The organism is Synechococcus sp. PCC 6312 (genome assembly GCF_000316685.1).
In the GTDB taxonomy this organism is placed as follows: Bacteria; Cyanobacteriota; Cyanobacteriia; order Thermosynechococcales; family Thermosynechococcaceae; genus Pseudocalidococcus.
Map to the genome: position 1 here is coordinate 1,624,439 of NC_019680.1, position 26,986 is coordinate 1,651,424.

Consider the following 26,986-nt stretch of genomic DNA (forward strand, 5'->3'; position numbering starts at 1 on the left):
GATTAATTATATATATTGAAATAATATAATAGTAAATTGACTTAAAAATCTCATTACTTCTTAATTAAGATATATGCCTTAACAAATTCCGGGAGTTGATAGATATAATTCTGAAAATCCTGACGGGTTGGAAACACTCCAGTCAAAAAATCCAATTGATATAAATTAGGAATAAATGCCCCACCTGTATCAGCAATCACCCCTAACCGGAGCTTATGTCCCCCCCCGGCCTGATCTTCTAAAAGAATCACCCGTCCCAGGCCAATGTTATAGACATCTCCAGCAAAAGTAACTTCAGGTTCAATATCAATTTTATTGGTAATTTCACTGCCATACCCCTTAATCGCTTTAACCTCCCGAAAATACCAATAGCGTTTTTGATGGTAGGGGTCCAGGCCCTTAACAAAAGCAATATTATTATTCCGATCCACATTGAAATAACTGGCTGAACCATCGGGAAACTGAATTAAAATGGTTCCCTGCATTAACGCATCTTCAAAGGCAGACCGGGTTAAATAGGCAATCGGTTGCACACGTCCATACTCCTGCCCCCCAGGCTCATAAATACCGGCAATCACCTGCTGCTTTGTATATTGACGATAGAAATAGTCCTCATTAGCATTAGGGGGCAACGCATAAAGAGCCACGTTATAAGTCGCTGTGCGGGTACGAGAACCACGGTGGGTAAAAACCGCATATTTTGTGAGACGTAACTTTTCAGTTTGTTGGAGATTGCGAGGATTATAGGGCTTCCAGGCCATAACTCGGAAATTTTCATTAATAAATTGACTATCTAAGAGGCGAATCGGTTGCTTTTTGCTAATGTCCTCCGTCAAGGTTGCAATCATAAAATCGAGAGTATTTAAAACATCCGTTACTGTCACCCCTTGGGCCGCCAAAATTCCATCCCGCTGCACCACTGGATCTGAACTGCCATATTGGGCAAAATAGGTACGGGTATTTCGTAATACTCTCAATAACTTTGAAGGGGCTGTCCGAATCGGTAACTTGGGCAATGGCTGGGGATGAAAGAGGCGGCGACTATCAATTTGAAAGGTATTATGACTAAATTCATTGACAGCGGTATAAGTCGATTGGGCGGGTTTCAGTAGGGGAACAGCAGTGGGCAGAGTTGGCGTAGGGAGATTTTCGATGGGCGGTGGTTCGACAGGAGAAGGTGTTGAGGCCGCAGGAACAGTTTCACTCTGAGCTTGGGAATAAAGAACCATCACGAGGGAACCTACCCCCAGGCCCGCCACCCCGATTGCGCCACAACGTTTTAGCCAGTTTTTATTCACTAATTTACGACTCCCAGGCCCCTCATCTCGTTTTACGTTACCCCACCCCAAGCAAGCATCGCAAGAATAGGCTATTCTACCTAGGGGTCAAGTCTCCCCCAACCAAAGTGGCTTGATCGCGCTGTTTGTTGTTTAAACCAATGCGGGTAGTTAAAACTATTGCTGGCCTGGAGGCCTTTTTAGAAAACCTGGGGACAGCTTCCTGGCCCACATCGGCCACCGTCGGCTTTGTTCCTACGATGGGCGCGCTTCATGCCGGACATTTAGCCCTCATCCGCCAGGCCCGCCAAGACTGTGAAATTGTCATCGTCAGTATTTTTGTCAACCCCCTCCAATTTGGCCCCCAAGAAGATCTGGCCCGTTATCCCCAAACCTTGGCCCAAGACTGTGATCTCTGCCAAACTGCTGCGGTTGACCTCGTCTTTGCCCCCCACCGTGATGCGCTCTATCCCCAGGCCAACCTCACCCGTGTCATCCCGCCCCCGGAATTAACGGAAGCCCTTTGTGGTCGGAGTCGGCCGGGTCATTTTACTGGGGTGGCAACGGTGGTGTTGAAACTCTTGAATCTGGTTAAACCCCAGCGAGCCTATTTCGGTCAAAAAGATGCCCAACAGTTAGCCATCATCCGCCGCCTCGTCGCGGACTTAAATCTTCCTGTTAAAATCATCGCCATTCCAATTATCCGGGAGTCAGCCGGCCTGGCCTGGAGTTCTCGCAATCAGTACTTAACTGAGTTAGAACGGGAGCAAGCCACAGCCATTTCTCAGGCCTTACAGCAGGCTCAAACCCTCTTTCACCAAGGAATCCGTGATCGCGCCGCCCTGATTGCGACCGTCCAAAAACATCTGGCACAGGTTCCGACCCTGACCCTTGACTATATTGACCTCGTTGATCCCGATACAATGCAGCCCCTAGGGGAGATTAAAACCCAAGGATTGCTGGCCACCGCAGTCTATCTTGGCACCACCCGCCTGATTGATAACTGTCTTTTAGATGCCTGTCCGCCAATTTTGGCCATCGATGGGCCAGCTGGAGCCGGAAAATCCACCGTGACCCGTCAAGCTGCTGCTGCTTTGGGGCTTCTCTACTTGGATACAGGGGCCATGTACCGGGCTGCAACCTGGTGGCTGATGACCGCACAGGTAAACTTAGGGGATCCCATTGCCGTAGCCGATACCATTAGCCAATGTCGAATTGAATTTGTGCCCCAATCTCAACCGGGCCTGGCCCCAAAGGTATTCATCAACGGCCAAGACGTTTCCCAGGCCATCCGCGCCCCCGAAGTAACGGCCCATGTTTCCCAAGTCGCTGCCCAGCCTGCTGTGCGGAAAATTCTCGTCAAGCAACAACAACTCCTGGGCCAGAATGGTGGGGTGGCCGCTGAAGGGCGAGATATTGGTACCCATGTGTTTCCCCAGGCCGGCCTAAAAATCTTTTTGACAGCCTCTGTGGAAGAACGAGCCAAACGCCGCTGGCAAGAACTCCAGGCCCAAGGCAACCCTGACATTAGCCTGGCCCAACTCCAAGCCGACATTAGCCAACGGGACTATGCGGATCAACATCGTGCCTACGCTCCCTTTCGCCCCGCCCCTGATGCCATTGAAATTGTCACGGATCAGTTGAGTATTGAAGCCGTCACCGCCGAAATTATCAGGCTCTATCAAGTACGGTTTTCCCTTGCCTAAATTCTGGCTCTCTTGTGGTAAATTCGCGGGCTTGTTATGATCTAGCCATAGCTGGTATTCAGTAAATTTCTTTTAATGCGACTTGCGAACACTCTGACCCATTACTCTTTCACAATCCTAGTACCCGCTATCCTCCGATTGTGTGGATAAAAGCTCATCGTTCAAAGGTCGTTTACCAATGACTGCTGTAATGTATCTGGCTAAAGCTCCCCAATGGAGTACCCTAACCTTTACTTCAACCCTCTATTTGCAGCCCGTCCTCGACAAACTCCTGGCCCATGTCCCGGAAGCCTACCGTGAAGAAGTTCGTCTGGGACTCCAAGAAGCCCTCGTCAATGCAGCCAAACATGGCAATGAATTAAATCCGCAAAAAGTTGTCCTCGTGCGCTATTCAATTATTGATGAGCAGATTCATTGGGTGATCACCGATCAAGGGGCTGGCTTTGATCCCCCTTCCGCCTACCCAATCCTCATTGAAGACTTGCTCCCGGAAGAAACCTCTGAAGGTGGGCGGGGCTTATTTATCTTGTATGAAATTTTTGATGAAGTCTATTGGAATGCTCAAGGGACAGAACTGAGCCTCTCGAAGGACTGCCATCATTATCTTTCGACGCTCAATTCCTAGGCTCCGGCGATGTCACGGATTCAAAAACTACCCCTTAGCCAAGGGCAAGCTGAGGATAAAATCCCGGACGATTTGAATGGCCGCGAGATTAATTTCATGGCCCATGTTTAGCTCTTGATAGTTGACGGAAATTTGGGCTTGTTGGAGTTCCTGATAACTGGCCTGGGCAATGTTAACTGGCACAACTAGATCTGCTTGTCCGTGGATCATCAGGATCGGTGGGGCCGTGATCGGTAAAGCCAATTGAGGATGGAGATAACCACTCAAGACCACCAGGCCCGCCAAGGGTAATCCCAGGCCAAGTTCAAGGGTCATGGCTCCACCTTGGGAAAAACCAGCTAAAACTGTGCGCGATAAATCCAAGGGGGCCGTCGCTATCCAATCTTTTAAGGCAGTGCGACTGGTATCCAGGCCCGGTTTACTAGCAAAGTCCGTCAGGTCATACCACATATAGCCCCCCGGTATTTGCGGATGGGGGAAGGGAGCGTCCAAACAATAAATTTGCCAGCCAGCCAAACCGAGAATTGGGGCGAAAGAGAGTAAATCTTGGGCATTGGCCCCCCAGCCGTGGAGGAGAATCAACCAACCCTCGGGTGTTGTTAAGGGAGGCTCGGGATGGGCCTGGAACGATAATGTCATAGAGGAACAATAATGGAACCGGGAACAGCCACTCCAGAAGCAAGATTTAGTAGGCTAAGGTTTCTAGGGTTTGCCGCAGATAGGCCGCCACTTGGGTATCTAAGTCCGCCTCTTTGACAGCCCGCAAAGCCGACTCCTGTAGCCAGCGTTTGAAACCAGAACTCTGGGCAATGGCTCGCTTCAGAGAAGCCCAAACCGGGGATGAATCCGAGGCGGTGGGGGTAACGGTCAGTAATGGTTCAATCATAGGTTTTCCGAAGAGCCTCGCATAAAGTACCCCTATTCCCCTTAGCCTAGCCCAGAAATCCTCTTTACTCCGTATGGTAGGTTACGTTTTCTAAAGATTCCTGTCCTATGTGCATAAATTTCATTAACCTGTGTCTCGAAATTTCAGGCTTCCCCAGCTACTTTTACCCCTTGCAGTAGGCCATAGCGAATTAAGCCGGAACGAAAGCCCTGACTCATTAACCCTAAAGACAATGCCGCTTCCACCGTTGACCAGCCAGCCGTCAATAATCCCCACAAGGCCTGGGGCGAGGTGGTAGAGGTGATCACATCCTGCCAAAAGGGGGCTACGGCTAGAGACCAATCGGTGGTTTTGACCTGAATTAAGGGCAGGGATTCGACAATGGCTTTATAGTCCGGCAATGAAATCACATAGGGCAAACAATAGACCTGGTAAATCCGGCGGAGATGCTCCGTTTCTTTTTCCGTCAGGGGTGGGTAATCCGGTAAGGTCGGCCGATGACACCAAGTCGCTAGGAGTAATTTCCCCCCCGGCCGGAGGACGCGACAACATTCCCGGAGAAATTGGGTCTTGTCAGCCATATGTTCCCCGCTTTCCAACGACCAAACCAGATCAAAACTGTTATCTGTAAAAGGCATCTCTAGGGCATTGGCCACCTGAAAACTGACCCGATCCGCCAATCCCAACCGTTGAGCGCGTGATTGACCCCGGCCCGCTTGCACTGAACTGAGGGTAATGCCCGTCACATTGGCCCCAAATTTCCCGGCTAAGTAGATGGAACTGCCGCCAATCCCACAGCCCACATCTAAAATGTCTGCCCCTGTCTCAACCTCTCCCCAGTGCAAAAGTTCTTCAATTAGGTCAATTTGGGCCTGGAGCCGGGATTTGCGGGTTTCGCCAGTGGGGCCATAATAGCCGTGGTGCATATGTTCTCCCCAGATTTGCTCCCACAGGCCAGAGGATCGATCGTAAAAGGCGGAAATTTTCTGCTCCAGGGATAGGGCCATTGGCTTGATTGCTCCGAGATAACGGCATAATTTTAACTGACTGGCTGAATGGGCAGGGGAGGCAGGTGGATATTTTGCCCCAGAGGATCCTATTGCACGCTAATCTTCAATGGCCCCTTGGGTGGTGTTCCAAATGCTGACAATTCCCCGGACGATCTGCTTAGGTTTTTTGGCGGTGATTTCCATTGGCACGTTTTTGCTGGTGTTGCCGATTTCTACGAGTAGTGGGGCCTGGAATGATCCCATCGTAGCCCTGTTTACGGCAACCTCGGCGGTTTGTGTCACCGGCCATGTCGTGGTGGACACAGGGACGTATTTTTCGACTTGGGGACAGGTGGTGATTCTGGCGTTGATTCAAGTTGGGGGTCTGGGCTATATGACCGCCAACACCTTTTTAATTCTCCTGCTGGGGCGAAAGTTTAAGCTCAAGGAAAAAATGGCGATTCAACAGGCCTTGGATCGGCAAGGGATGCATGGGGGCCGCCAAATGATCCACTCGATAATCGCCACAACCTTGATCTTTGAGATTACAGGTATTTTTCTCTTGTTACTCAACTTCCACTCTCAATATGGCTGGGGGCATGGCCTGTGGCTGGCAATTTTCCATAGTATTAGTGCCTGGAATAATGCCGGGTTTAGTTTGTTTAGTGATAATTTGATCTCCTACCAGGCCTCCCTGGGGATTAATCTAATTATTCCCGCCCTCATTATCTTTGGGGGCATTGGCTACGAAGTGATTTTTGAAATTTACACCTGGTTTCGAGATCGCCTGGATCACAAGGCTGGCCTGTTAACCTTTAGCTTAAATTTTAAGATTGTTACCACCACCACCACTCGCCTCCTAATTTTTGGCACCATTGCCCTCTTCCTGATTGAAGTAAAAACATCACCAGAGTACTTTGATCTGAACTTTGGACAGCAAGTTCTCGTGGCCTGGTTTCAGTCCGTGACAGCCCGCACAGCCGGATTTAATACGGTGGATATTGGGGCGATGAGTAATACAGCCCTGTTTATGATCATTGCCTTGATGTTTATTGGCGGCAGTCCAGGGGGAACCGCAGGCGGGATTAAAACGACAACAGCCCGACTCCTGGCGGGAATTACCAAATCTACCTTGCAAGGAAAAGAAGAGGTATTACTCTATGAGCGGCAAGTTCCTCCCTCCCTCATCATGAAAGCAGTGGCCGTGACAGTCGGTTCAGCCGTAGTCGTCATCTTCGCAACTATCATTATTTCCATTGCTGATCGGGATGTTAACTTCATTAGAATCCTCTTTGAAGTTGTTTCTGCTTTTGCCACTGTGGGCCTATCTACGGGAATTACGGCCAGTTTGTCCCTGGTTTCTAAGGTAATTTTAGTGATCACCATGTATGTGGGTCGAGTTGGAATTCTTCTCTTGATGGCGGCAATTATTGGGGATCCCAAACCCACGACCGTGCATTATCCCGAAGAAAATCTGTTAGTGGGTTAGTCCTCTTGAGAACAGTTATTGGCTGGATTGAACGCTATTTCCTCCTGGTGGCGTTATCCCTCTCTCTCTTGGCCTTGGGGTATCCGGGACTGTTTACGGGCTTTATAACTTATATCCCTCAACTGTTGGGCCTGGTGATGTTTGGGATGGGGCTAACCTTGGAATTTAAAGATTTTCAAGGCATTTGGCAGAAAAAGTCCTTGGTGGGGATTGGTGTGTTTCTGCAATTTTTGATTATGCCGACTTTGGGCTGGGGATTAGCGACACTTTTCCAATTACCGCGGGATGAGTTTGTCGGGCTGGTCATCGTTGGGGCTTGTCCAGGGGGAACAGCATCTAATGTGATCACCTATTTGGCCCGGGCAAATGTGCCTCTCTCAGTCGTCTTAACCCTAACAACCACGCTGCTCGCGCCTCTCCTCACACCCCTATTAATTTATACTCTAGCCCGCACCAAAATTGATCTAGCCTTGGGGCCGTTGATGGGGTCTGTATTTTGGATTGTGTTGTTTCCCTTACTAGATGGCTTGCTCCTCAGACGACTTTTGCGGCGGCGTTTACAGCCAATCTTGGATATTTTTCCGGCAATTTCTATCCTTTTGATTGCCCTCATTATTGCTACGGTTGTGGGGCAGAACCAGGTCCAAATTTTACAACTACCTTTGCTGGTGATTTTGGCGGTGATTTTGCACAATGGCCTGGGTTTATTACTGGGGTACTGGGGGGCGCGCCTATTTCAGATGCCCGAAGCCGATTGTCGTACCGTTGCGATTGAAGTGGGAATGCAAAACTCTGGCCTGGGGGTTGCCCTAGCGACGCAATTTGTCAATGCTACAGCTGCCCTACCCGCGGCCATTTTTAGTCTTTGGCATAATATTTCTGGCATTACCTTGGCTAACTACTGGGCCGGTCAACAGGATCGGCATCTGCAGTCTCAGGATGGGGACTAAAGGGGTTTAAGAAATAGAAGCGGCAAACCCTAGAGTGACAATTCATAACCAAAGTCATAACCAAAGGCGGCCGCCCAGAAACCTATTCCTCTCCCCAACTGTCATAGATTGAAAGCACGATAACACTATTCAATTTTGCCGATCCGATATGATGTCCCACCCATTTCGTTTAGCTATCACTGGCCTGGTTTCTACGGTTCTGTCTTGGGTTCCCTTGGCTGCCTTGGCCCAGGCCCCGAGTGATTCTCCCTCTTGGCTAGATCAACCCTTAACCAACTGGAATCGGCCAACCTCAGATTTTCCCCAGTTGCCGCAACCCCTGCCTCCCATTAATATCGCCCAATGCGTTAGTCAGATTCGCCAACCCAGTCTTGATGTGGAGCGGGCCGTAGTTGCCAAAGGCTGGAAATTGTTTGGCCCCTTGCAAACCTATGACACCACCCAGTTATTTTTAGCCACCTCTGGTTTTGATGGGATGTGCCGGCCAATGGGCTTCCAGGCCTTTGTCTATGTGGAGGGCCGTTACGCGGGGACGCTCTCACCTGTACTAATGGACTCCCGTAGTGATGGGGTTCTTTATGCACCTTATCTGAGCAGTGGTACCGAAATTAACGTTCAGTTTGCCCGTTATCGCAGCACAGACCCGCTTTGTTGTCCCTTTGGGAAAAGCTTTGTCACGTTCAGGATTCGTCCTGATGAAGTTCCCGACTTAATTGCTACTACTGTTACAACAACTGAAAACAATGAGAATAATGCCACTTCAGTTTCTACCTCCAGTCAGTCTATGGAGTTAGCTGGCCCCAAATGGTATCTCCAGGCCATTGGTAACCAAATGATTCCACCAGGCCAAGTCAAAGCTAATCCCCCCTATGTGGAGTTTAATACGACTGAAAAACGCTATTTCGGCTCTGGAGGTTGCAACCGATTTACGGGGGGCTTTAGCGAAACCGGTAATTCTTTGCAGATGGGGCCCGCTGCCAGTACAAAAATGGCCTGTTTACAGGGTAATGTCCAAGAGATTGAATCTCAATTCTTCCAGGCTATGGGGAAGGTAACCCGCTATGAAATCCAAGGCAACACCTTGCGACTCTATGCCCAAAACCAACTGGCACTGGTGTTTCAATCTCGGTAATTAAGTTTCACTAGCCTTTGATCAGGATGCCCCTTAATTCCCGCAGACATTGGGGCTGTAGCTTCAGGTTTCCTTAAGAGCCAAGGGGAGCTGAATATGTTAAAACCATAGTAATTCGTTGTCTCGATGTCCGGGAGAGTAGGCTATGGGTTTAGCTCGTTTATCACAGGGATTAATCGTTGCCAGTCTGATAGGAGTTGGGGCTTTTGGGGCGGCTCCCATGTCTCCAGCCTGGGCCTGTGGCTACCACACCACCCATTCCACTGCTAATGGGTCATTTCAAGTCCCCAATGCTCCCTGGCCAAATGTTTTAGCCCTGGGTGGTGGTTTGTTCGTCGTTGGCACGGTTGCGGCTGTTTTATATCAGAAACATCAAAAATCCCAGGCCAACCCCTCCCCAATCCCGGCCCCCAGCGACATTCTTGAAACTGAAATTCCTGCCCAGGCCAAAACCCTGGTTTAGGGGATGGTTTCTGGGAAAATTTGCACTATCAGCCAGGGAAACCTTAAACGAACGATGATTCTCTGGCTATGTTTTTGGGCTGGATATCCCTAGAAATTTGCTGGGACAAAACTACGCCAGTCACTGCCAATCCGAATCGTAATATCTGAACCAAAGCTCCCCGTTGCATCTACTTCCACTAGCTCTTTAGCAACACGACCCAAGCCCAAGTCAATCAGCATGGCCACGGCAGCTTCCCTGTCCCCCTGCTGGGCAATAACTTGTGTTTTTGCGACCGGATGTGACCATTCAGAATCCATATAGACATTTCGGTAATTTTGGGCCATTAAAAAGTCAACAATGACTTGCCCGGCCTGGTCACTATCGGTAGCATTTTGGATGGCAATTTTTAAGCCTTTGGGGTCAACGGTCTCTGTCCCACTCCAGCTCGCATCTTTTTCAAAAAAGTGGCGCGCTACCAGGCGATCAATAGCCTCATAATTGGGCAACCAATAACTAGCATCGTAGCCATCGCCACTGAACTGACCGGGCAACAGCAGCATATTGATATTTTTGGAGGACGTGCCCAGGCCAAACTGCAATATGGCCATCATCTCGCCAAAACTCAGATCAGTATCCATATATTGCTGCATGACTTGATAGAGCTGGGGTAACTTGGCCAGCATCAAGGGATTAGAAATTTTTTTCTGTAATGCCTTTAGTAATATCTGTTGCCGCTGGGCCCGGCCAATATCCCCCAGGCCATCATGGCGGAACCGGACAAATCCCTCAGCTTGATCTCCATTTAAGGTTTGGAGGCCAGGCTGGAGGTCAATAAACAGTTTTTGAGTGTTATCGGTATATTGCATCCGCACAGGAACATTCACTTCCACTCCACCAATTAAATCCACTAGCTCCCGAAACGCCTGGGTACTGATGCGGATATAGCGATCCACGGGCACATAATTTAGGGTGTGGCTAACCACCTGCGTCGCTAGGGGCGCACCCCCAAAGGCATTGGCGGCGTTGATTTTTTGCATTCCATAACCGGGAATTTCGACCCGACTATCCCGCGGAATGGTTAAGACCGTAACTGAATTATGATCAGGATTAAGCCGAGCTAAAAGCATTGTGTCACTGCGACCATTCAAAGAGTCATGGTCATAACCTTGGGCATTAGGTTCTAAATCCACACCCATAATCAGGACGTTGATCGGGCGAGCGAGGCCGTATTGAAACCCACGCCCAAATAATTGACCCCAACCCCCAGAAAGTTCCCCGTTACTCTGGCGTGAGGGTGTCATCAACGAAAGCGACATCCCCAGGCCCAAGGAGACTGCTGATACGGTTGCAAAGGCCACACCCCACCCTAACCAAGACCAAGGAGAACGATTTTTGCGGGGGACTGCCATGGCCTGGGCGGTGCGAGGAGAACGAGATGAGCGGGAAGCACGTTGTTTTGATGAAATTGCCAAGGTTCTATACCTCATTTACCAGAGAGTCTTGGGAAATCGTGGGGGGCGTTAGGGGAGTGTTTCGACATAAAACCTGAACTGGGGTGACATTGGACTTGATGATTGGGGGCATGGGGGTAAATGTTCTGGAAAAACCGAAGCAGAATTGGCAGTTGGATAATTGACTGGAATGGTTGAGAAATGAGCTTCTGAGGTGGAAAGGATCGGCAATGAGTTTATATACCTAATCTAATATCTTAGGAGATTAACATTTCTCTGGGGTGCTGTGACCAAGGTAGAGGGATCGAAATGCCAAAGTTAAGTCGGCCAGAAACCAGATTAAATCGGCAATAGATGCTGGTTAAGGACATTTGTCACCCCCGGATAACGTATACGTTGTTCTCTTCATACCGCTGCTCCAGCCTATCTAATGCTATACACTGAGTTCGTACTGTGCGTGGGAATTAATCAGTTCTATGCAGGCTGTGATTATTGCGGGTGGTAAAGGGACGCGCATGGCCCCCCTGACCCAAACCACTCCCAAGCCAATGTTGCCCTTATTAGATCGTCCCTTTTTGGCCTGGATGGTGGAGCGCTGTCGGGCTGTGGGGATTAGAGATATTTTGATTAATGTTCATTACCACGCCCATCAGATTGAAGATTATTTTGGGGATGGCAGGGCTTGGGGTGTGCAAATTCGCTATCTGCGCGAGGAAATTCCCCTCGATACGGCCGGGGCGATGAAGCTAGCAGAGCCTTATTTTACGGGAGACTCGTTGTTAGTCTTTAATGCCGATATTTTGACGGATTTGGATCTGCAACAACTGATTGACTGTCACCAGACGGCCCAAGCTCAAGCCACCTTAGCTTTAACCCGTGTCAGTAATCCCACCGCCTTTGGCCTGGTTGAGCTAGCCGAAACTCAAGGGGGGGTTAATCAAGTAGTTGCTTTCCGGGAAAAACCCACTCCCGAGCAGGCGGCTGAATTGGGCATTGACACCATTAATGCTGGAACCTATGTCCTCGAGCCAGGGATTTTTGCCCAATACGATCATGGCCAGCCCTTAAGTTTTGAGCGCACAGTTTTCCCCCAACTCCTGGCCCAGTCAGAGAGAATGGCAGCTTTGATTTGGGAGGGCTATTGGCAGGACTTAGGCACACCCCAGAAATACTACCAGGCCCATTTGGACAGCTTGGCGGGAATTATGCCCTATCCAATTGCCGAGTACGCCAGAGAAATTGCACCACAGGTTTGGGCGGCTCCAACGGCAGAGGTTCATGCCCAGGCCATCCTTAAGGGGCCTAGCTATATTGGCGAGAAGGTGAAGATTGGGGCCAATGCGATTGTGCCAGAGGGAACAGTGATTGGGCAGGCTTCTTTGGTGGATCGGCCATTAGAACCGGGCATTTATCCAGCCGGGACATTAGCTATCTGAACATGCTTACTCCCCTCCAGCGATTAGCCGGACTGTTGACTGGAGCAACTCTGACTGCGGTTGGGATGATTTTTGTTTGGTCTGGCCTGCCCCACACCGAGTTAGTCACCTGTCAGCAAAATCAAGTGAGGCGGATTGATTGCCAGAAAGAACATAAAGTTTTGTGGTGGCTGGTGCTGAAGAGTGTGCCCCTGGATAATATCCAGTCGGTCAGCCTGGGCCTGGGGGAAAATACCGAAAGTGATCCGGTCTATCGTCTCGACTTCCGCAATCATCAAGACACCTTAGAGTTTGGCCATTCGTTATCCGAGAATCAGGTCAAGGCAGAGTTGATGCAAGCTAAAACATTTATGACTAGCCCATCTGCTGCCTTGTTAAAGTTATCGCGATTTCACCAGGCCTGGGGGTTTGTCATCTTGGGTTTACCGATTGCAGCCTTGGGCTTAGGTGTGATTCGCCACCAATTTATCGGGCTTTCTCCCATGACGAAAATAGAGCAGCCTAGCTAATTTTAGGCGAAAATATAAACATCCTCACTGAATGAATTGTTTTGAGTATCTACGAATCAGCCACCCAGGCCATTGCCAAAGAATTATTTGCCGCCACCCAAGAAAATAAGAATTTCTTCAGCCAACTCCGGGATCAGGCCCGCCTTGATGACAAACTCCTGGGTTGGACGATGGAACATCCGGGGTTGCGGGTGCAGTTGTTTCGGCTGATTGATTGTTTACCTTCGCTTCATAGCAAAACCGAAATTGCCCGCCATCTTCAGGAATACCTCAGTGATCCGAGTGTGGAGTTACCCGGGGGTCTGAAAAGCTTACTCAATTTTGCCCAGGCCGACTCAGTTCCCGGACAATTAGCCGCAACCACTTTTACTACCGCAGTCCAGGCCCTGGCCCATAAATATATCTCTGGCGAAACCACCCCCCAAGTTCTAAAGACCATTGACCGGCTGAAAAAAGCGGGGATGGCCTTTACGATTGATATTCTCGGTGAGGCCGTCATTACCGAAACAGAAAGCCAAGCCTATCTCCAAAAATATCTGGATTTAATTCAAACCCTCAGCCCTGGCAGTGCCAATCCGGTTGCAAATAAGCCGCAAGTTTCGGTGAAGTTAACTGCCTTTTATTCCCAGTTTGACCCGTTGGATGAAGTCGGCAGTGCCAAAAAAGTGGGTGAGCAGATTCGTTTGTTACTGCGCCAGGCCTGGGAGTATGGGGTGGCCATTCATTTTGATATGGAGCAATACCGCTACAAAGCCAGCACCCTCAAGATTTTACAAGACCTGTTATTAGAGCCAGAATTTCGGGAACGGACGGATATTGGGATGACGCTCCAGGCCTATCTGCGGGACTCCTATCAAGATGCCCAAGATGTAATTGCCTGGCTGCAAAAACGCAATTATCCCCTCACCGTTCGCCTCGTCAAAGGAGCCTATTGGGATCAAGAAACGATCCAAGCGGTACAGAAAGATTGGCCCCTAAGGGTTTACAGCCACAAAACCGACACCGATGTGAATTACGAGCGAATCACGCAACTTTTGTTAGAAAATCACGCTGTCGTCAAAACCGCCATTGGTAGCCATAACGTCCGTTCCCAAGCCAAAGCCATCGCCATTGCCCGCGCTTTGAATGTCCCTAGTGATGCCTTTGAATGCCAAGTTTTGTATGGGATGGCCGATAAACTGGCAAAAGCTTTGGTTGGCCTGGGTCAACGGGTGCGGGTGTATTGTCCCTATGGCGATTTAATTCCGGGGATGGCCTACTTGATTCGCCGCCTCTTGGAAAATACCGCCAATAGTTCGTTCCTGCGCCAAAGTTTGGGGGATGTGGATGTGGCCGCCCTGATTGCCCCGCCGATCAAGAGTGATGATTTTGACCTGTTTGATGTCCATACCACGGCCGGGAAAGAATCGAATTTTGCCAATGCCCCGGATAGCGACTATGCCCAGGCCCCGGCCCGAATTGCGATTCAAACTGCTTTCAAAACCGTGCGGGCCAATCTCGGCAAAACCTATCTGCCAATTATCAACGGTGAACCCGTCAACACGCTCCAGTTCGATAACTCGGTCAATCCCTGCAATCCCAGTGAAGTTATTGGGCAAGTTGGGCAAGCCACGGTAGACCAGGCCGAGCAAGCGATCCAAGCCGCCCAAGCCGCCTTTCCGGGATGGAAAAATACCCCCGCCACCGAACGGGCTAATATTCTTCGCCGTGCCGCTGACTTGATGGAGCAAAAACGCCCAGAACTCGTGGCCTGGATGGTCTTGGAAGTGGGAAAAGTTGTCCAAGAAGCCGACCCCGAAGTCTCGGAAGCCATTGATTTTTGCCGCTACTATGCCGATGAGATGGAACGCTTAGACCAGGGCTATACCCGTAATTTCCCTGGCGAGACGAATCATTATTTCTATCAACCGCGGGGCCTGGCGGTGGTGATTTCCCCTTGGAACTTCCCCTTTGCGATTCCCACCGGGATGACCGTGGCTGCCCTGGTTGCCGGAAATTGCACGATCCTCAAACCCGCGGCCCCCTCGGCTGTGATTGCTGCCAAGCTGGCTGAAATTCTCCAAGAAGCCGGAATGCCACCGGGAGTGTTTCAGTATTTACCGGGGCCTGGGTCGCAAGTCGGAAGTTATTTAACCAATCATCCGGCCGTGCATCTGATTGCCTTTACCGGGTCTCAGTCCGTGGGCTGTCGGATCATTGAAGAAGCTGCCAAACTTCAACCAGGCCAGAAACACATCAAACGGGTGATCGCCGAAATGGGGGGCAAAAACGCCATCATCATTGACGAAAGTGCCGATTTAGACCAGGCCGTGGCGGGAGTAGTGCATTCAGCCTTTGGCTACAGTGGGCAAAAATGCTCGGCCTGCTCGCGGGTGATTGTTTTAGAACCGATTTATGACACCTTTGTTGAACGCCTCATTGAAGCCACGAAATCGATCAATGTCGGTGTTACCGAAGACCCAAGTTCCGGCATGGGGCCTGTGGTGAGTGAATCGGCCCAAACCCAAATCCAGGCCTACATTGCCAAAGGTCAACAGGAATGCACTCTCGCCTTGGAAATGCCTTTTCCCCGGCCTGGGTATTTTATTGGCCCGGTGATTTTTACCGATGTTTCCCCCAACGCTACCATTGCCCAAGAGGAAATTTTTGGCCCAGTTCTCGCTGTTATCAAAGCAGAAACCTTCCAAAACGCCCTAGAAATTGCCAACGGAACTAATTATGCTCTGACTGGCGGACTCTATTCCCGGACTCCTAGCCACATCACCCAGGCTCAAGGCCAGTTTGAAGTCGGAAATCTCTATATCAATCGCGGAATTACGGGCGCAATTGTGGATCGGCAACCCTTTGGTGGGTTTAAGTTATCGGGAATTGGCTCCAAAGCTGGCGGTCAGGATTATTTGTTACAGTTCCTAGAACCACGGGTTGTGACGGAAAATGTCCAACGTCAAGGCTTTGCTCCGATTGCAGGTGTGGATAACTAAGTCTCTTTTTGCTCGAGGTCTAAATCATGACTGAAAAGCTAATTATCAAAAACTTTGCTGGCATTAAAGAGCTGGAAATTGAAGTCAAGAAAATCAACATTCTCATTGGCCCAGAAACCAGTGGGAAAAGCATTTGTGCTAAGTTGCTTTTCTATTTCAAGAACTTTATCTGGGAAATCTTATCGGCAGTAGAAAAAGGACAAGAAGAAAGTCGATTAAACTCTGACTACTCTCAAAAATTTGTAGAATACTTTCCATCTGATTCATGGGGAAAGGGTGATTTTCATATTAGATATGAAATTTTTGATATGTATATCGAAATCAAAAGAAATTCAGATAATCAAAGTAGCCTTTTTCTAGGCTATTCGGGTTTCTTTAAGACGAAGATTAATGAATTATTTACTTCACGTAAAATGTTAAATGATCAGATTATTGATCAGACTAACAAATATGAACCTAATAGATTATTAGAACTTTGGGAGATATTGCGTGATGTTTTTATAGAAAATTTACGTAATATTAAAATTCCAGAAGTAGGGTACAAACAACTATTTATCCCCGCTGGACGCTCATTTTTTGTTAATCTACAAAACAAAATTTTTTCGGTTACTTCTAATAGTAATGTTCTTGATCCTTTTTTAAGAATGTTTGGCTTAATTTATGAAGGAATTAAAAATTCTCCACACCATTTAAACCACAATCATGAGGAAATAATAAATTCTGATATTCAATCTGAAATTAGACAGGTTATTAAAAACTCCTTGCGTGCTAAACACATTCGCCGTGAAAGTGAAGATTATCTTGTTTCTAGTGATGGGAGACAGGTTCGTGTAGCTAACTCTTCATCTGGACAGCAGGAGCTTCTCCCCTTAACAATTATCCTAGAAGCACTACCATTTTTAGCTTATTCGTCACTTGGTTATGCAGTTTATGTTGAAGAACCAGAAGCACATCTCTTTCCAAACACTCAAAGAAATATTGTCGAGTTGATTACTGCGGTCTTTAATAGTCAATCAGATAAGTTACAATTTTTTATTACAACTCATAGCCCTTATGTCCTGACTGCGATTAATAACCTTCTCCAGGCCGGGCAACTCTATGAAACCGCTGATGAGGACACCCAAAAGAAACTAGAAGAGATTCTCCCAAAATATAAGTCACTCCATACGGCTGATGTGGCTGCCTATTCTTTATCTGAGGGTCGTTGTCAAAATATTATTAATCCTGAAACAGGCCTGATTGATGCCCAAATCATTGACTCGGTTTCTGAAGAGTTAATAGTCCAATTCGATAGTCTTCTTGATTTTGTTGAGCCAATTAATGAATAAATTGATTAACAGTCACCCTGAGTGTGTTACTAAGACAAAAGAAAAAATAATTGTATGTTCAGAAAAGAATCGAAAAATAGCCTTTAAAAACTCTCCAGGATATTGGGTTTATAAAATTAGAATTGATGATTGTGTCATTAAAGAGGGTAAAAAATGCGATTTTGGTTTGATTCCTTGTGACAATGTAGAGATTTATGTCGAACTCAAAGGTAATAAGCTATCAGAAGCTATTGAACAACTTGAAATTACAATACCTCAACTTACCAGTCATCCAAAAGCAATAAAAAAATTTTGTTTTGTTGTTTGTTCAAAAGTTGATGTTATTGAGACAAAAATACAAATTTGCAAGAGTCAGTTTATTAGAAACTTCAATGCCAGACTTAATATTAAATGTGTTCAAGATGAATTCAATTTAATTAATTGCTGTTAACTAATCTCACTCTCTTAAATCATAGGTAAATCTAACTCTAAGAAATAAATATAGAAATATAGCGAGCTTGAAATATTTCTGATCAAGCCCAATTTAACTCTCAATGGATGGCGATTTGTGTCACGCTATGAAAGGTAGTTCATCAGAACATTATGCAAGCATTATCAATTCCCACCTGGGTGATTCATATTTCGAGCGTTTTGGAGTGGATGGCAGCGATTGTTTTAATTTGGCGATTTGGGGAACTACATCCACAGCAGGGTTGGAAGTGGTTAGCTTTGGCCATGCTCCCGGCCTTAATCAGTGCGATGTGTGCTTGTACTTGGCATTACTACGACAACGATGTTCAGCTTGACTGGCTTGTCACAGTCCAGGCCGGTTTGACCTTATTTGGGAATACGACCCTTTGTCTAGCGGCGGGGTGGATATACTATCGCTACCAGGCCAAGTTACCCTAATCACCTGCTTCTTTTGATTGATAAATTCCCTTAACTAATCAACGTCAGTTGTGATCCGGCCGTGGTTTTAGTGACAGCGATCCGGGTTTGAAACGCAGCTTGGAGTTGGGGCATATGGGTAATGGCTAAGATGCAGGCAAAATCTGGGGCAATACTATTCAAGGCGGCAATTAACCGTTCACACCCCTCCTGATCTTGCGTCCCAAACCCTTCATCAATAATCAACAGTTGCAGTTCACTCCCACTTTGACGAGCTAACAAACGTGAAAGGGCTAACCGGATCGCAAAATTAACCCGAAAAGCTTCCCCACCAGAATAGGTTTCATAGGGACGAGTGCCTTGGGTATCAGCAATCAAAATATCTAGAGTATCAATCAGCTTATTGGGTTCTTTACGGAAGGCTGCACCAACGGATTTAGTGCCTCGGCCCGCTTTTTGGGTGACAAACTGGACGTGGAGTTGACTGCCCGTTAACCGCCCAAGAAGATGATTTGCTTCGGCTTCTAGTTGGGGTAAAAGATTTTCAATCATCAGGGCCGGAATGCCATTTTGACCAAAAGCCTGGGCGAGTTCTTGATAAATTTGTAGTTGGGACTGGGCGTGGGCCTGTTGCTGTTGGAGTTGGCCCAGTTGGGTTTGGAGTTGGTTGTGCTGCTGTTGTTGTTGGCTGAGACGACCGAGGTGGGCCAGATGGGTTTCGAGATTAGTTTGGGCTTGGTTCATCTCCTCGGCAAGTTGCTTAAGGCGATTGGGGGTATCTTGGCTGTGATGGAGTTGGGCGTGTAGGTGTGTGATTTGAGTTCCGATCTCTGCAATTTGCTCTTTAATCTTGTCTATGGCGATGGTCAAGTCTTGGATGGTTTGTTGAAGTTGGGGAACCCTGGCCTGGGCCTGGGTCAGTTCTTGCCATTGAAGTAAATAGGGCTGATAGTCCCGCAACTGGGCCTGGAGTTGATGGTGAACAGTGGGGTCATAGTCAAGCGCGTCCAGTTGGGCCTGGATGGTTTGCAATTCTTGAGCTAAGTCGGAGTCGGTGGTGAGGGTCTTAAGTTCCGTTTGGAGGTGATTTTGCTGCGTGATCAGGGCCGGGAGTTGTTGTTCTAGATGATGGAGTTGGCGGCGGGCCTGGTTCAGTTCGGCTTGTTTAGCTTCGGCCCAACGCCACCGTTCGACTTCGCCTCGGGCCAGGGCATGAGTTTTTTCGTCATAGTTGAGGGCGGCCAACTGGGTAGTCAGGGTTTGCCATTCCGGGGCCTGATTTTGGGCCTGTTGCTGCTGCTGGAGTTGGGATTCAAGGGTTTGAATTTCGTTAAAGATGCGATGCAACTGTGCTTCCAAGCTCGTCGTATTCCCTAATTGGGCTTCCAGGCGGCCCCGCTGCTCTAGGACTTGATGGAGTTGGCTCAGTTCTTGATCAACCTCTCGATATTCCCGGCGCAGAACTTGAATTTCCCGCTCGGACACTGCTAACTGTTCCCGAATCACCCAAATTTGATCCAGCAGATCTTGTTGAGACTGTTCATGGCGTTGTTTGACCAAGGCCCAGTGCAATTCATCCAATGGCCGATCACAGAGGGGACAGCAGGCATCTGGAACCGTTAACAGTTGCATTTTTTGCTCCAATTGCCCCAGTTGAGTTTCGAGATCCCGTTGCCGATCTTGGAGTTGTTCCATAAAGCGGCGGCGTTCCAGGCCCTTGTCTTGGAGATGTTGTAGATACACCCGTTGCTTTTGGAGATGGGAGATTTTGCTGGTGACTTCTAAAACCGCTTGTTGAAGTTGGGGCTGGCCGGCCTGTTGTTGCTGGAGTTGGCGGGCATTGCTGCGTAGTTCATCCATGCGGGCGACAAGGCGAGAGTGGGCGCGTTCTTGTTCCAGTTCCAGTTGGCGTTGGAGTTGCAGGAGGGGAAAGGCTTGATTTTGGAGATCGTCAAGATAGTGCAGCTTGGCCTTGCTGGTGTGGAGGTTTTGGAGTGCGGCTTCGATTTCAGTTTCTTTACTGATAACTTTTAAACAATCAGCCTGTTGCTGTTCTAGGCGGGTGAGTTGAGATTGGCAGGTTTGTAATTGTTGATGCAGGGTTAGGCTGGCCTGGTCGAGGGCTTGTTGCAAGTTTTGGCGGCGAGTTTCCAGGCCCCGATAAACCGTTGCTTTTTCTGCTAACTGGCGATCCTGGGTTTGCAGGTGTTGCCAATACCCATAACCGGCCTGGATTTGAGCTTGGGTCTGGAGGAGGGGGTGCAGTTTTTGGAGTTGGGCCTGGGCTGTGGTGCAACTTTGTGATTGGCGGGTGAGTTCTGCTTGGAGATGAGTCTGTTGCTGGTTGGCCCAAGTCAGTTGTTGCTGCCAGAGTTGTCGGCTTTGGGACAGTTCGGTTAGTTTTTGTTGCTCGGCCTGGAGGTGTTCAAGCTGTTGTCGCAAGGCGCGAATTTTTTGCTCTAGGCTGACTTTTTCGCAGGCTAAATCTTCCAGGCCCGTGAGTTGGGCTTCAATTTGGCTCAGGTTTTGCCCTAATAGTCCAAGTTGACCTTTATATTGACGGGCAGAATCACGGGCGGCCTCGGCTAGAGTTTCATAGTGATCCAGTTTGAGTAAATCGGCTAGGAGTTGTTTACGTTCGGCCGGCCGTTTGAGCATAAATTCATCGGCGCGCCCTTGACGTAAATAGGCCGAATTGATGAAGGTTTCATAGTCCAAATGAATCTGTTGGCAAATTCGCGCTTGGGTTTGGCGTAAACTGCGGCCAGTTAAACTCCGAAATCCTGATGGGTCGCCTAGGTTGGCAGTGGCCTCAATCCGGGCCTGGAACTCCAAATAGGTGGCCTGGTTTCGGCGGCGGGTGCGGATAATTCGATAACATTGCCCCTGAATTTCTAAAACAAAATCAACTTGGGCTTCTGTTTGACCGCTGTGGATCAGATCATCTTCATTAATGGCCCGACTTTGGCCCCAAACCGCCCAGGCCATGGCTTCTAATAGGGATGATTTTCCAGCACCATTGGGGCCACAAATACAAGCCAACTGTAAGCCGCTAAAGTCCAAACTGGCCTGGTGATAGCTGAGAAAGTTTTGTAAGGTTAGACGCAGGGGGATCATCGCATTATTAAGCAAAAATCCACAATTAAGCTCAGTATAGAATATTCTCTGTAGTTTTATACGTTCAGGAGGGTTGCTTGGCCTGGGCGGCGATTCTGTCTGCTAATAACCATAAAAACTTCGAGTTGGTAGCTAAAGTTGTACCTTAATAATTAATCATGACCCCCTTTGGGAGCAGATGAAGTAGGTCTAAATTATCCTGATTATGCAGGTCGTTATCCATAAAACTGAAACAGAGACGGAACAATTTACAAAGTTTAGCGACATTTATGGTTATGGATTTTATGTTCTTCAAGTTGTTTAATTAATAGCATCCATTCCGTTAAACGCGAGGCACAGGATTGTAGTCATCAATTCTATCCAATTACCCAGACTGAAATTGACTCAATAACCAGGCCCCAACCTGGGATTGATCTGTTTCTCGGCTGCGACGCAGAGCTTCTTCTAAAACCGTAAAAGCCAGGCCTGGTAATACTTGTGATCCTTGAATCCGGTTGCTACCCCCATCCGTCATGACATAAGCCGTAATTTCAATTTTTTCGACATCTACAACCCAATATTCCTTAACTCCTAATGACTCATAAAGAAAACGCTTCACACTCAGGTCATCAAACAGCGAAGACTTGGCCACTTCAATCACCAAATCGGGAGCCGGATAGGTCTCTAAATCAATAACCCCAGTCCCAAACGGAACAGCTTGAGTCTTGTCACCCAGATAAAACGACACATCCGGTTGACACTCTGCCACCCCAGATTTGCGATAACTACAGTTTCCTAAAACCTTGAACCGAATCCCCTGAGCAATACCAAACAGATTAACGGCAAGGGTAATTGTGCCATCACTTTCAGCGTGATCATGACTAACAGGCGGCATTTCTAACCTCATGTGGCCCCGGTAGTAATAGCATTTCGTTTTGTCATTGGCTGGATCGGTTACAAGAGCTTGATACTCATCCCAAGCAACAGGCAGCCAAGTATCACTCATGGGTTGAGTCGGTTTTGCAGTTGGAGATAATGCTTCCGCTAGTGTCATTCCTTAGACCTCCCGCCAAAATGAAAATTTCTGGGCCTGGGCAAACTCAATAAAGCCGGCAGCAATCTCATCCAAATCATGAATAATCACCAAATGCCCATGAGCATCCAGCATTGCCCTCCCATCTTCCTCAATCTTACAAAGATAATCCCCAGAGTTATCCTTGCTGCTCTGCTTGCTAGTCGCAAAAACCTTGAATTACTCTTATCACCCCCCTCTTAAAATTTGTCAGTACTGTCCCGTTGTAAATTCTGGCAACCAAATCAGATCTGTTGTCCCGTAATCCTTCCCTAATTGACTCAGGATGGCAGTCAGTTGCCCTCGGTGGTGGGTTTGATGGTTGAAAAAGTGAGTCACTGCCACCCAATAAACATATCGGCGCAATCCAGGGTTAACAATACTGGTATAAACCAAATCACCACTCAGAATTTCATCTGTTAATTGAGCACTCCAATTATCAATCCGTAAATCTGTATTCTCTCGTTCAGATTGGAGTTCTCTAAAATCCTCAAATAACTCCTGATCAAGACGAGTAACGGCAAACGCCTCCCCCTCAAAACGACCCAGCCAAATCTTATCAGACAGTAATAAATGATTCAAAGTCCCATGAATTGACCGAAAAAACACACCTCGATCTTTCTTGCGCTCTTCATCAGATAATTCATCGCAGATTGCGTATAGCCGCTCATTCATCCAGCGATTATAGGATGCTAAAGTTCTTGCTTGCTGAGCTTTCATAGACAATACTTTCCCCTGATCTAGATTCAGTGTTATAGCTTGTTCATCAGTCAAGATTGAAATTAAGCTTCGTCATTTTTTTGACATAAGTATGTCCCGATGACTCCACCATCGAAATACCGGTGGATGATGCTCAAGCCAGCCCTGGCTAAAAGACCTTCAATCACCCAGTCATAGGTCGAATACTCATCCCGAAAATGACCCTCTGCATCTTCTCGCAAAAAGTCACCCCCAGCCTGCTCCTGCTGATGAATAAAACTAGAAATATTTTCAAGCGAATGTTTTTCCTCAAGGATGACATCGTGCAGATAAAACTGGGCGCTTGGCTTCAACATCCGATGAATTCGCTGGAGCGCAATCCCTTTCCAAAAATCAGGCAGGTGATGAAAGGCAAAGGTTGTCACAATGGCATCGGCGGAATAGTCAGGGTGGTTGTAGGTTAAAAATCCGGCTTGATGAAAGGTGATGCTAGTAACCCCTGCTTCAGTAGATTTGGTCTTAGCTCGATCAAGCATAGCTGAGGAAATATCAACAGCATGAACCCTTGCCCCTCGTTTTGCCGCTTCAATGGCCAATGTCCCCGTCCCAGAACCAAAGTCAATAATTGTATCGCCCGCTTTGATGGCCAATAAGTCTAGGACTCGGTTACTTTCTGCTTTGATGTCACGGAAATCAGCATGACTAGTATCGTAAACGTCCACTTCAGACTGGTTGCCGTAGTCACGTCCAACTTGTTTGAACTCGTTGTATTGCCAAGAGATGTTAGATGGTTTCATCGGCTCTCGTTCTTTACCCAACTATTCATGGCTCTATTATGCAACATTATATTTCTTTATTGATTAATAATTCATCGTCCAGGCCCAGTTCGTTCCTTCCTTTTTCCTAAATCCGTTGATCTTCTGAGAATTAAGAGGGAGAGAGAGAGTGGAGCCAGGCCTGGGAAACATAACACTACAATGGCTAATCTCAATTCACGGTAGGCACTGTGGCAGGTAATGCAGGATATTTAGGCAATAGAATTGATCTATGTCCCCAGCACAGTTTGAATGGGATGAATCAAAGGCCCAGAGCAATTTACTCAAGCATGGACTATCTTTTGAAGATGCCATTGCCGCTTTCTTTCAAGAGGATGTGATTGATGTCTGCGATAACCGATATAGTGAGCAACGCTGGCGGCGATTTCTCTACCGAAATGGAGAACTTATCTGCATCGTCTGGACATGGCGCAGTGAAACCGTCCGAATCATTTCTGTCCGTAGAGCGAATCAACGAGAACGGAGAAAATTTGGTCAGAGTCGTGATTGACCCATACGCCCCAGCACCAAATACATCAGATTGGGATAGGGTTAAATCTATGACTGAAGCAGAACTACAAGCTGCTATTGACTCAGACCCAGATTGTGATGAATTACCTGACCAGGCCTGGGAAACAGCGGAATTTGTCCCAGCATTTACGCCGATAGAATCCTTGAACCGTTGAAATCTCCAGGCCTGGGAAACACTACAACGGCCAACGCCAATTGACAATTTCCGGTGGATCAATCCCATGTTCAAACGCATAGTTCGCCGCTTCGATTTGTTGATTGCGGAATTTCTCCTTGGAATGGGCCCCGGCGACTGTGAGTTTTGGCACCCGGTTAATCACATCAATGGCAATGCTAAACCGATCTACTTCGTTCTCAATCGCTAACTCCAGGGGAGTGTTAATGTTGCCTTTTTCCTTGTAGCCCCGGACATGGAGATTGACATGATTGTGACGGCGATAGGCCAGTTTGTGGATCAGCCAAGGATAACCGTGGAAGTTAAAGATAATCGGTTTATCAAGGGTAAACAAACTGTCAAAATCCCGATCACTTAATCCGTGGGGATGTTCCGTGTCCGGTTGCAACTTGAGCAAATCCACCACATTCAGAAAGCGAATCTTCAAGTCAGGAAAGGCTTCCCGGAGCATGACATTCGCCGCCAATGCTTCTTGGGTGGGAATATCACCACAGCCGACTAAAACGACATCGGGTTCGTAGCCCTGGTCATTACTAGCCCAATCCCAAATCCCAATCCCTTTGGTGCAGTGGACAATCGCCGCATCCATATCCATGTACTGCAAATGCATCTGCTTATCACAGACAATCACGTTGACATAGTTTTTGCTTTGGAGGCAGTGATCGGCACAGGACAGGAGTGAATTCACATCTGGGGGTAGATAAATTCGCACCACTTCCGGATCTTTGTTGGTGACAATATCCAAAAAGCCGGGATCCTGGTGGGTAAAACCATTGTGATCTTGCCGCCATACTGTCGAAGTAATCAACAAATTCAAGGAAGGAACCGGAGCGCGCCAAGGGAGTTCTGCGGCTTTTTGAATCCATTTGGCGTGTTGATTAAACATCGAATCAATCACATGGACAAAGGATTCATAGGTAGCAAAAAAGCCATGCCGTCCAGTCAGTAAATAGGCCTCTAACCAGCCTTCCAAGGTATGCTCACTCAGCATTTCCATTACCCGGCCATTGGTTGCCAGTTCACCCCCATCAGCATCTTCCGGGAGATATTCCGCCAGCCAAGTCTTTTTACTGACCGCATAGATATCATTCAGCTTGTTGGAGGTGTTTTCATCCGGCCCAAAGACACGGAAATTGGTCATATTCCGGGCCATGACATCCCGCAAAAAGACACCGAGGGGTTGGGTATTCGGAGCTTCAAAGGTTCCCGGTTTATCAACGGCAATGCCATACTCCCGGAAATCCGGCATCCGTAAATCCTTGCAAATCCGGCCGCCATTGGTGTGGGGGTTAGACCCCATCCGTTTTTCACCTTTGGGTGCGAGGGCTTTGAGTTCTGGGATTAAGGTGCCGTTGGCATCAAAGAGTTCTTCCGGTTTGTAGCTCTTCATCCAGTCTTCGAGAAGTTGGAGGTGGGCTGGATTTTTCACGACATCAGCCATGGGGACTTGGTGCGACCGCCAAAAGCCTTCAAATTTTTTGCCGTCAATTTCCGCCGGACCAGTCCAACCTTTGGGGGTGCGGAAAATAATCATCGGATAGCGATAAAGTTTGGCAACTCCGGTGCTGCGAGCTTCGGCTTGATAGGTTTTGATTTTCTCAATCGCATAGTCCAGGGTGGCGGCCAGGGCCTGGTGCATGGTTTCCGGATCCGAGCCTTCCACAAACAGGGGTTCATAGCCATAGCCTTGAAACAGGGCTGTTAAATCTGCATGGCTAATCCGAGACAGGATCGTCGGGTTATTAATTTTGTAGCCGTTCAAGTGGAGAATTGGCAGGACAGCCCCATCGGTAATTGGATTGAGGAATTTGTTGCTGTGCCAAGAGGTAGCCAAGGGGCCGGTTTCCGATTCGCCATCCCCAACCACAACCACTGAGATTAAATTGGGATTATCAAACACAGTGCCGTAAGCATGGGAAACGCTATAGCCAAGTTCGCCACCTTCATGGATGGAACCGGGGGTTTCTGGGGTGCAGTGACTACCAATGCCACCGGGGAATGAGAATTGTTTGAAGAATTCCTTCAGGCCAGCTAAGTCTTCCCCTTTTTCGGGATAAACCTCGGAATAACTGCCATCCAAATAAACTGGCGCAATCACTCCCGGCGCACCATGACCCGGCCCTGAGAGGTAAATCATATCCAGGTCGTATTTTTTGATCACCCGGTTGAGATGTGTCCAAATAAAGGATTGGCCGGGACTAGACCCCCAATGACCGAGGAGGCGTTTTTTGATTTGGTCTATTTTCAGGGGTTCACGGAGCAGCGGATTATCACGGAGATAAATCATCCCCACAATTAAGTAGCAACAGGCCCGCCAATAGGCATCCATGAGTTTGATTTCTTCAGGAGTTAATGGGTTTCCGCTAATGGTGGCGCGGGCTTGGCCGTAGGGACTGAGGGATTGATTGAGTGGAAGTACTTGGCCTGGGGCGGTCGGTGTCATAACCATGATGCTAAAACCCAGTTATTCAAAGGACAGACATTTTTTAGCCTTAGCTTTGTTCTAGCACGGATTTTTCGATGATCT

The 26,986-nt window shown here is 48.0% G+C and carries 24 protein-coding genes; 14 read left to right on the forward strand and 10 right to left on the reverse strand.

Going from position 1 to position 26,986, the window contains the following annotated elements; all coding sequences use genetic code 11:
- Window positions 1-53: 53 nt before the first annotated feature.
- Entirely contained in the window at window positions 54-1,298 is a 1,245-nt protein-coding gene (locus tag SYN6312_RS07885) for a hypothetical protein (RefSeq protein ID WP_015124337.1), read from the reverse strand.
- 140 nt (window positions 1,299-1,438) lie between these two features.
- Between SYN6312_RS07885 and SYN6312_RS07890 the strand changes: the two genes are divergently transcribed.
- Entirely contained in the window at window positions 1,439-2,983 is a 1,545-nt protein-coding gene (locus tag SYN6312_RS07890) for a bifunctional pantoate--beta-alanine ligase/(d)CMP kinase (protein ID WP_015124338.1), read from the forward strand.
- A gap of 178 nt (window positions 2,984-3,161) precedes the next feature.
- A complete protein-coding gene (locus SYN6312_RS07895; RefSeq protein WP_015124339.1) occupies window positions 3,162-3,608 on the forward strand; it encodes an anti-sigma regulatory factor in 447 nt (148 codons plus the stop codon).
- Window positions 3,609-3,635: 27 nt separating this feature from the next.
- Here SYN6312_RS07895 and SYN6312_RS07900 read toward each other — a convergent pair whose 3' ends face one another.
- The 3 genes from SYN6312_RS07900 to SYN6312_RS07910 all read right to left on the reverse strand — a co-directional run bounded on the left by SYN6312_RS07900 (window position 3,636) and on the right by SYN6312_RS07910 (window position 5,501).
- Entirely contained in the window at window positions 3,636-4,247 is a 612-nt protein-coding gene (locus SYN6312_RS07900; RefSeq protein WP_015124340.1) for an alpha/beta hydrolase, read from the reverse strand.
- A gap of 46 nt (window positions 4,248-4,293) precedes the next feature.
- On the reverse strand, window positions 4,294-4,494 hold the full coding sequence (locus SYN6312_RS07905) for a hypothetical protein (RefSeq protein ID WP_015124341.1): 201 nt from the start codon (window positions 4,492-4,494) through the stop codon (window positions 4,294-4,296).
- A 143-nt stretch (window positions 4,495-4,637) separates the two neighbouring features.
- Window positions 4,638-5,501, reverse strand: a complete 864-nt coding sequence (locus SYN6312_RS07910) for a methyltransferase domain-containing protein (RefSeq protein WP_015124342.1) — start codon at window positions 5,499-5,501, stop codon at window positions 4,638-4,640.
- Window positions 5,502-5,637: 136 nt separating this feature from the next.
- Here SYN6312_RS07910 and SYN6312_RS07915 point away from each other — a divergent pair, with 136 nt between their 5' ends.
- The 4 genes from SYN6312_RS07915 to SYN6312_RS07930 all read left to right on the forward strand — a co-directional run bounded on the left by SYN6312_RS07915 (window position 5,638) and on the right by SYN6312_RS07930 (window position 9,517).
- Window positions 5,638-6,972 (forward strand): TrkH family potassium uptake protein, encoded by a 1,335-nt coding sequence (locus tag SYN6312_RS07915; RefSeq protein ID WP_041431305.1) that lies wholly within the window; start codon window positions 5,638-5,640, stop codon window positions 6,970-6,972.
- Between the two features lie 5 nt (window positions 6,973-6,977).
- On the forward strand, window positions 6,978-7,922 hold the full coding sequence (locus tag SYN6312_RS07920) for a bile acid:sodium symporter family protein (RefSeq protein WP_015124344.1): 945 nt from the start codon (window positions 6,978-6,980) through the stop codon (window positions 7,920-7,922).
- Between the two features lie 148 nt (window positions 7,923-8,070).
- Entirely contained in the window at window positions 8,071-9,054 is a 984-nt protein-coding gene (locus SYN6312_RS07925; protein ID WP_051020981.1) for an META domain-containing protein, read from the forward strand.
- Window positions 9,055-9,199: 145 nt separating this feature from the next.
- Window positions 9,200-9,517: a hypothetical protein gene (locus SYN6312_RS07930; protein ID WP_015124346.1), complete on the forward strand. Its 318-nt coding sequence runs from the start codon at window positions 9,200-9,202 to the stop codon at window positions 9,515-9,517.
- An 89-nt stretch (window positions 9,518-9,606) separates the two neighbouring features.
- On the opposite strand, the gene SYN6312_RS07935 is transcribed toward SYN6312_RS07930, so the two are convergent.
- Window positions 9,607-10,971 carry an LCP family protein gene (locus SYN6312_RS07935; RefSeq protein ID WP_253276434.1) on the reverse strand — a complete coding sequence of 455 codons (1,365 nt, stop codon included), beginning with the start codon at window positions 10,969-10,971 and terminating at the stop codon, window positions 9,607-9,609.
- 455 nt (window positions 10,972-11,426) lie between these two features.
- Here SYN6312_RS07935 and SYN6312_RS07940 point away from each other — a divergent pair, with 455 nt between their 5' ends.
- The 6 genes from SYN6312_RS07940 (at window position 11,427) to SYN6312_RS07965 (ending at window position 18,092) form a co-directional block, all read left to right on the forward strand.
- A complete protein-coding gene (locus SYN6312_RS07940; RefSeq protein ID WP_015124348.1) occupies window positions 11,427-12,386 on the forward strand; it encodes a sugar phosphate nucleotidyltransferase in 960 nt (319 codons plus the stop codon).
- Window positions 12,387-12,388: 2 nt separating this feature from the next.
- Window positions 12,389-12,895, forward strand: a complete 507-nt coding sequence (locus tag SYN6312_RS07945; protein ID WP_015124349.1) for a hypothetical protein — start codon at window positions 12,389-12,391, stop codon at window positions 12,893-12,895.
- 41 nt (window positions 12,896-12,936) lie between these two features.
- The gene (pruA, locus tag SYN6312_RS07950; protein ID WP_015124350.1) at window positions 12,937-15,876 is read left to right on the forward strand and encodes an L-glutamate gamma-semialdehyde dehydrogenase; all 2,940 of its coding nucleotides are present in this window, start codon (window positions 12,937-12,939) and stop codon (window positions 15,874-15,876) included.
- Window positions 15,877-15,902: 26 nt separating this feature from the next.
- The gene (locus tag SYN6312_RS07955; protein ID WP_015124351.1) at window positions 15,903-17,204 is read left to right on the forward strand and encodes an AAA family ATPase; all 1,302 of its coding nucleotides are present in this window, start codon (window positions 15,903-15,905) and stop codon (window positions 17,202-17,204) included.
- Window positions 17,197-17,634, forward strand: coding sequence for a hypothetical protein (locus SYN6312_RS07960; RefSeq protein WP_015124352.1), 438 nt, complete (start codon window positions 17,197-17,199; stop codon window positions 17,632-17,634). The genes SYN6312_RS07955 and SYN6312_RS07960 overlap by 8 nt, the downstream gene beginning before the upstream one ends.
- Before the next feature lie 152 nt (window positions 17,635-17,786).
- Window positions 17,787-18,092: a DUF2499 domain-containing protein gene (locus SYN6312_RS07965; protein ID WP_015124353.1), complete on the forward strand. Its 306-nt coding sequence runs from the start codon at window positions 17,787-17,789 to the stop codon at window positions 18,090-18,092.
- A 30-nt stretch (window positions 18,093-18,122) separates the two neighbouring features.
- Here the strand turns inward: SYN6312_RS07965 and SYN6312_RS07970 are convergent, their stop codons facing one another.
- The 4 genes from SYN6312_RS07970 to SYN6312_RS07985 form a co-directional block, all read right to left on the reverse strand.
- A complete protein-coding gene (locus SYN6312_RS07970; protein ID WP_015124354.1) occupies window positions 18,123-21,188 on the reverse strand; it encodes an AAA family ATPase in 3,066 nt (1,021 codons plus the stop codon).
- A gap of 364 nt (window positions 21,189-21,552) precedes the next feature.
- Complete coding sequence (locus SYN6312_RS07975; protein ID WP_015124355.1) at window positions 21,553-22,221, reverse strand: Uma2 family endonuclease; 669 nt, start codon at window positions 22,219-22,221, stop codon at window positions 21,553-21,555.
- Window positions 22,222-22,449: 228 nt separating this feature from the next.
- Window positions 22,450-22,959: a DinB family protein gene (locus SYN6312_RS07980; protein WP_015124356.1), complete on the reverse strand. Its 510-nt coding sequence runs from the start codon at window positions 22,957-22,959 to the stop codon at window positions 22,450-22,452.
- A gap of 62 nt (window positions 22,960-23,021) precedes the next feature.
- Window positions 23,022-23,735, reverse strand: coding sequence for a class I SAM-dependent methyltransferase (locus SYN6312_RS07985; RefSeq protein ID WP_015124357.1), 714 nt, complete (start codon window positions 23,733-23,735; stop codon window positions 23,022-23,024).
- A 250-nt stretch (window positions 23,736-23,985) separates the two neighbouring features.
- Here SYN6312_RS07985 and SYN6312_RS07990 point away from each other — a divergent pair, with 250 nt between their 5' ends.
- Window positions 23,986-24,264 (forward strand): BrnT family toxin, encoded by a 279-nt coding sequence (locus SYN6312_RS07990; protein WP_015124358.1) that lies wholly within the window; start codon window positions 23,986-23,988, stop codon window positions 24,262-24,264.
- 49 nt (window positions 24,265-24,313) lie between these two features.
- A complete protein-coding gene (locus SYN6312_RS20720) occupies window positions 24,314-24,439 on the forward strand; it encodes a hypothetical protein (RefSeq protein WP_015124359.1) in 126 nt (41 codons plus the stop codon).
- A gap of 21 nt (window positions 24,440-24,460) precedes the next feature.
- Here the strand turns inward: SYN6312_RS20720 and SYN6312_RS07995 are convergent, their stop codons facing one another.
- Window positions 24,461-26,902 carry a phosphoketolase gene (locus SYN6312_RS07995; RefSeq protein ID WP_015124360.1) on the reverse strand — a complete coding sequence of 814 codons (2,442 nt, stop codon included), beginning with the start codon at window positions 26,900-26,902 and terminating at the stop codon, window positions 24,461-24,463.
- Between the last annotated feature and the right edge of the window lie 84 nt (window positions 26,903-26,986).

What these genes read in the sequence shown, in the direction of transcription:
- SYN6312_RS07890 (WP_015124338.1), top strand. Translation starts at nt 1,439, where the DNA reads ATGCGGGTAGTTAAAACTATTGCTGGCCTGGAGGCCTTTTTAGAAAAC.
- SYN6312_RS07895 (WP_015124339.1), top strand. Translation starts at nt 3,162, where the DNA reads ATGACTGCTGTAATGTATCTGGCTAAAGCTCCCCAATGGAGTACCCTA.
- SYN6312_RS07900 (WP_015124340.1), bottom strand. Translation starts at nt 4,247, where the DNA reads ATGACATTATCGTTCCAGGCCCATCCCGAGCCTCCCTTAACAACACCC.
- SYN6312_RS07905 (WP_015124341.1), bottom strand. Translation starts at nt 4,494, where the DNA reads ATGATTGAACCATTACTGACCGTTACCCCCACCGCCTCGGATTCATCC.
- SYN6312_RS07910 (WP_015124342.1), bottom strand. Translation starts at nt 5,501, where the DNA reads ATGGCCCTATCCCTGGAGCAGAAAATTTCCGCCTTTTACGATCGATCC.
- SYN6312_RS07925 (WP_051020981.1), top strand. Translation starts at nt 8,071, where the DNA reads ATGATGTCCCACCCATTTCGTTTAGCTATCACTGGCCTGGTTTCTACG.
- SYN6312_RS07930 (WP_015124346.1), top strand. Translation starts at nt 9,200, where the DNA reads ATGGGTTTAGCTCGTTTATCACAGGGATTAATCGTTGCCAGTCTGATA.
- SYN6312_RS07940 (WP_015124348.1), top strand. Translation starts at nt 11,427, where the DNA reads ATGCAGGCTGTGATTATTGCGGGTGGTAAAGGGACGCGCATGGCCCCC.
- SYN6312_RS07945 (WP_015124349.1), top strand. Translation starts at nt 12,389, where the DNA reads ATGCTTACTCCCCTCCAGCGATTAGCCGGACTGTTGACTGGAGCAACT.
- SYN6312_RS07955 (WP_015124351.1), top strand. Translation starts at nt 15,903, where the DNA reads ATGACTGAAAAGCTAATTATCAAAAACTTTGCTGGCATTAAAGAGCTG.
- SYN6312_RS07960 (WP_015124352.1), top strand. Translation starts at nt 17,197, where the DNA reads ATGAATAAATTGATTAACAGTCACCCTGAGTGTGTTACTAAGACAAAA.
- SYN6312_RS07965 (WP_015124353.1), top strand. Translation starts at nt 17,787, where the DNA reads ATGCAAGCATTATCAATTCCCACCTGGGTGATTCATATTTCGAGCGTT.
- SYN6312_RS07970 (WP_015124354.1), bottom strand. Translation starts at nt 21,188, where the DNA reads ATGATCCCCCTGCGTCTAACCTTACAAAACTTTCTCAGCTATCACCAG.
- SYN6312_RS07975 (WP_015124355.1), bottom strand. Translation starts at nt 22,221, where the DNA reads ATGACACTAGCGGAAGCATTATCTCCAACTGCAAAACCGACTCAACCC.
- SYN6312_RS07980 (WP_015124356.1), bottom strand. Translation starts at nt 22,959, where the DNA reads ATGAAAGCTCAGCAAGCAAGAACTTTAGCATCCTATAATCGCTGGATG.
- SYN6312_RS07985 (WP_015124357.1), bottom strand. Translation starts at nt 23,735, where the DNA reads ATGAAACCATCTAACATCTCTTGGCAATACAACGAGTTCAAACAAGTT.
- SYN6312_RS07990 (WP_015124358.1), top strand. Translation starts at nt 23,986, where the DNA reads ATGTCCCCAGCACAGTTTGAATGGGATGAATCAAAGGCCCAGAGCAAT.
- SYN6312_RS20720 (WP_015124359.1), top strand. Translation starts at nt 24,314, where the DNA reads ATGACTGAAGCAGAACTACAAGCTGCTATTGACTCAGACCCAGATTGT.
- SYN6312_RS07995 (WP_015124360.1), bottom strand. Translation starts at nt 26,902, where the DNA reads ATGACACCGACCGCCCCAGGCCAAGTACTTCCACTCAATCAATCCCTC.